This is a genomic window from Mesorhizobium sp. M4A.F.Ca.ET.050.02.1.1 (assembly GCF_003997725.1).
Taxonomy (GTDB): Bacteria; Pseudomonadota; Alphaproteobacteria; order Rhizobiales; family Rhizobiaceae; genus Mesorhizobium.
In genome coordinates, this window is record NZ_RZSG01000700.1 from 1 (window position 1) to 3,163 (window position 3,163).

General features: G+C 62.3%; 3 protein-coding genes. All 3 read right to left on the reverse strand.

The annotated features are described in order from the left end of the window. Positions 1 to 678: alpha-amylase family glycosyl hydrolase (locus EOA33_RS29590; RefSeq protein ID WP_245482471.1), on the reverse strand; the 678-nt coding region annotated here is incomplete at its 3' end. Between the two features lie 4 nt (positions 679 to 682). Further along, positions 683 to 1,837 (reverse strand): carbohydrate ABC transporter permease, encoded by a 1,155-nt coding sequence (locus EOA33_RS29595; RefSeq protein WP_126056950.1) that lies wholly within the window; start codon positions 1,835 to 1,837, stop codon positions 683 to 685. A gap of 1 nt (position 1,838) precedes the next feature. Continuing rightward, positions 1,839 to 2,852 (reverse strand): sugar ABC transporter permease, encoded by a 1,014-nt coding sequence (locus tag EOA33_RS29600; protein WP_126056951.1) that lies wholly within the window; start codon positions 2,850 to 2,852, stop codon positions 1,839 to 1,841. Positions 2,853 to 3,163 lie beyond the last annotated feature (311 nt).

Below are 3,163 nucleotides of genomic sequence, written 5' to 3' on the forward strand. Positions count from 1 at the left end.
CTCCAGCCCCTGGCTGTGGAAATAGAAATTGATGGTGTCGAGGCGGAAGCCGTCGACACCGCGCTCCAGCCAGAAACGGGTGACGTCGAGCAGCGCGTCCTGGACCTCCGCGTTGTGGAAGTTGAGGTCGGGCTGCTCGGCGAGGAAATTGTGCAGGTAGTATTGCTGGCGGCTGGTGTCCCATTGCCAGGCCGAGCCGCCGAAGATCGACAGCCAGTTATTGGGCGGCGTGCCGTCCGGCCTGGCGTCGGCCCACACATACCAGTCGGCCTTCGGATTGCTGCGGCTCGAACGGCTTTCCTTGAACCAGGGATGGATGTCGGCGGTATGTGACAGCACCTCGTCGATCATCACCTTGAGGCCAAGCCGATGCGCCTCCGCCACCAGCGCATCGAAATCGGCGAGCGTGCCGAACATCGGGTCGACGTCGCAATAGTCCGATACGTCGTAACCGAAGTCCTTCATCGGCGACTTGAAGAAGGGCGATATCCAGATGGCATCGACGCCGAGCGAGGCGATGTAGGGCAAGCGCCGGACAATGCCCTTCAGGTCACCGATGCCGTCGCCATTTGAGTCCTGGTAGCTGCGCGGATAGATCTGGTAGATCACCGCGCCCCGCCACCAGTCGCGATCGACGGCGGGGTCGGGCCTCGACGTCGCCTTCAAAGCCGATTGCATTGTCTCAACCTCCTTTCACCGAGCCGGCAAGCAGCCCGCGTACGAAATAGCGCTGCAGCGAGAAGAACACGATCAGCGGCACGATGATGGTCACGAATGCCGATGTCGTGAGGATCTCCCAGTCACCGCCGCGCGAGCCGAGCAGCGCGTTCAGCTTGGCGGTCAGCACGATCTGGTCGGCCTCTGTACCGAGGAAAACCATCGCCACCAAGAGATCGTTCCACACCCACAGGAACTGGAAGATGGCGAAGGAGGCGAGCACGGGGAACGACAGCGGCAGCACGATCTTGACGAAGATCTCGAAATCGCTGGCGCCGTCGATGCGCGCCGATTCCATGATCTCGCGCGGCAGCCCGGCAATGTAGCTCCTGAGCAGATAGATGGCGAAGGGCAGGCCGAAGCCGGTATGCGCCAGCCAGATGCCAAGATAGGTCTTGGACGGCACGCCGAAGAACGAGCCGACGCCGTTGTAGAGCTTGAGCAGCGGTATCAACGACATTTGCAGCGGCACGACGAGCAGGCCGATGATGACCGCGATCAAAAGCGCTCGGCCGGGAAAGCGCATCCAGGCCAGCGCGTAGGCCGCGAAGGCCGCGATCAGGATCGGGATCACGGTGGCCGGAATGGTCACCGTCAGCGAGTTCATGAAGGAGCGGCCGATGCCTTCCGAGAACAGCACCGTCTTGTAGTTGTCCGTGGTGAACTTCGGCGGCGCCGACGACGCGAAATAGACGCGCTGGCCGCGGTCGCCCTCGAAGGCCTTGGGCGAGGCAAGCACGAAGCTGCCGTCGGCATTGACCTGCAGGGTCACGCCGTCGCCGAGATCGGCGGTCGAGCCGGCCGGATATTGCGTCGGCGCGGCCGACTTGACGCCGAAGGCGCTGATATCGCGCTTGGCGCCGTCGCCGAAGATGTTGCCCTCGATGACGAACTTGCCGTCCTTCTCGACCTGCGCCGAGGCGGCGGGCAGCCGCCCGGCTTCGGTCTGGCTGGAGCTGGCGAACGAGTTCCACCAGCCGGAAGCGATGATCTGGTCCTTGTCGCGCAGCGAGGAGACGAGGATGCCTAGCGTCGGCACGGTCCAGATGGCGACGAAGATCAGCACCGCGATGTGGACGCCGAAACGGCTGGCAAAGGACTTTCCGGTCGATGCGGCCATTTCAGTGTCCTCCCGTCTCTTTGTTGGCCTGGCGGATGTTCCAGACCATGATCGGGATGACCGCGATCATGATTATGATGGCTATCGTTGCGCCGCGGCCGAAATCGCCGCCACCGCGGAACATCCAGTCGAACATCAGATTGGCCAGCACCTGGCTGTTCCATTGACCGTTGGTCATGGTCAGCACGATGTCGAAGACCTTCAGCACCAGGATGGTGATAGTGGTCCAGACCACGGCGATGGTGCCCCATATCTGCGGCACCATGATCTTCCAGAAGATCTGGAACGGGTTGGCGCCGTCGATCACCGCGGCCTCGATCGTCTCCTCGGGAATGCCGCGCAGCGCCGACGACAGGATCACCATGGCAAAGCCGGTCTGGATCCAGATCAGGATGACCATCAGGAAGAAATTGTTCCAGAACGGCAGCGATATCCAGACCTGCGGCTGCCCGCCGAAAAACTGGATGATGGCGTTGAGCAGGCCGATCTGGACCTGGCCTTCGCCGCGATACTCATAAATGAATTTCCAGATCACGCTGGCGCCGACGAAGGAAATCGCCAGCGGCAGGAAGATCAGGCTCTTGGCGATGGTGCCCCACCAGATTTTGTCGGTCAGCACGGCGATGATCAGACCGAGGAAAGTGCAGGCCGCCGGCACTACGGCCAGCCAGACGATGTTGTTGAGGATCGAGTTGCGGAACTCGCGGTCGCCGAACGCCCATTCGTAATTGGCGAGGCCGACGAAGCTCGCGCCGCCGCGATCGAGGAACGACAGTCTGAGCGTCTCGACGACGGGGTAGATCAGATAGATGGTCAGGATGATCATCGCTGGACCGACGAACAGCCAGGGACGGATCAACCCCTGCCGGCGCAGGTTGTCGACGGCGGCAGTGCCGCTGACGCCGCGCGAGGGAAAGATGGTGTCGAGCGCCTTGTTGGCGCCCCAGAAATAGGCGACGCAGCCGCCGACGCCGACGATGATGACGAATATGGCCGAGAAAATCTGAGCCGCCATGGGTCCCTCTCCCCTGCGCAAGATCCGCCAGGACTGAAATGATCGTGGCGATCGTGCGCTGTTCTCGTTGTTGGGGCGCGAACGGGGACATGAAAGCGGAATATCCGCCCTCCCCGGCGCGCCGCATGCCGGAATGTCTACGCTTTCACGACTGGGCTTTCACGACTGGACCTGGTCCATCCCGGCCCTACCGGGATGAGATACTGTGATGGGCCAGCTGGATCCGGGCGCGAAAGGCCCGGATCCGCTTGGGAGGAGGAAGCAAGAGCTTCCGGCTAGGCGAACGACCGCCTACTTGATCGCGTCCCAGC

What these genes read in the sequence shown, in the direction of transcription:
- EOA33_RS29595 (WP_126056950.1), bottom strand. Translation starts at nt 1,837, where the DNA reads ATGGCCGCATCGACCGGAAAGTCCTTTGCCAGCCGTTTCGGCGTCCAC.
- EOA33_RS29600 (WP_126056951.1), bottom strand. Translation starts at nt 2,852, where the DNA reads ATGGCGGCTCAGATTTTCTCGGCCATATTCGTCATCATCGTCGGCGTC.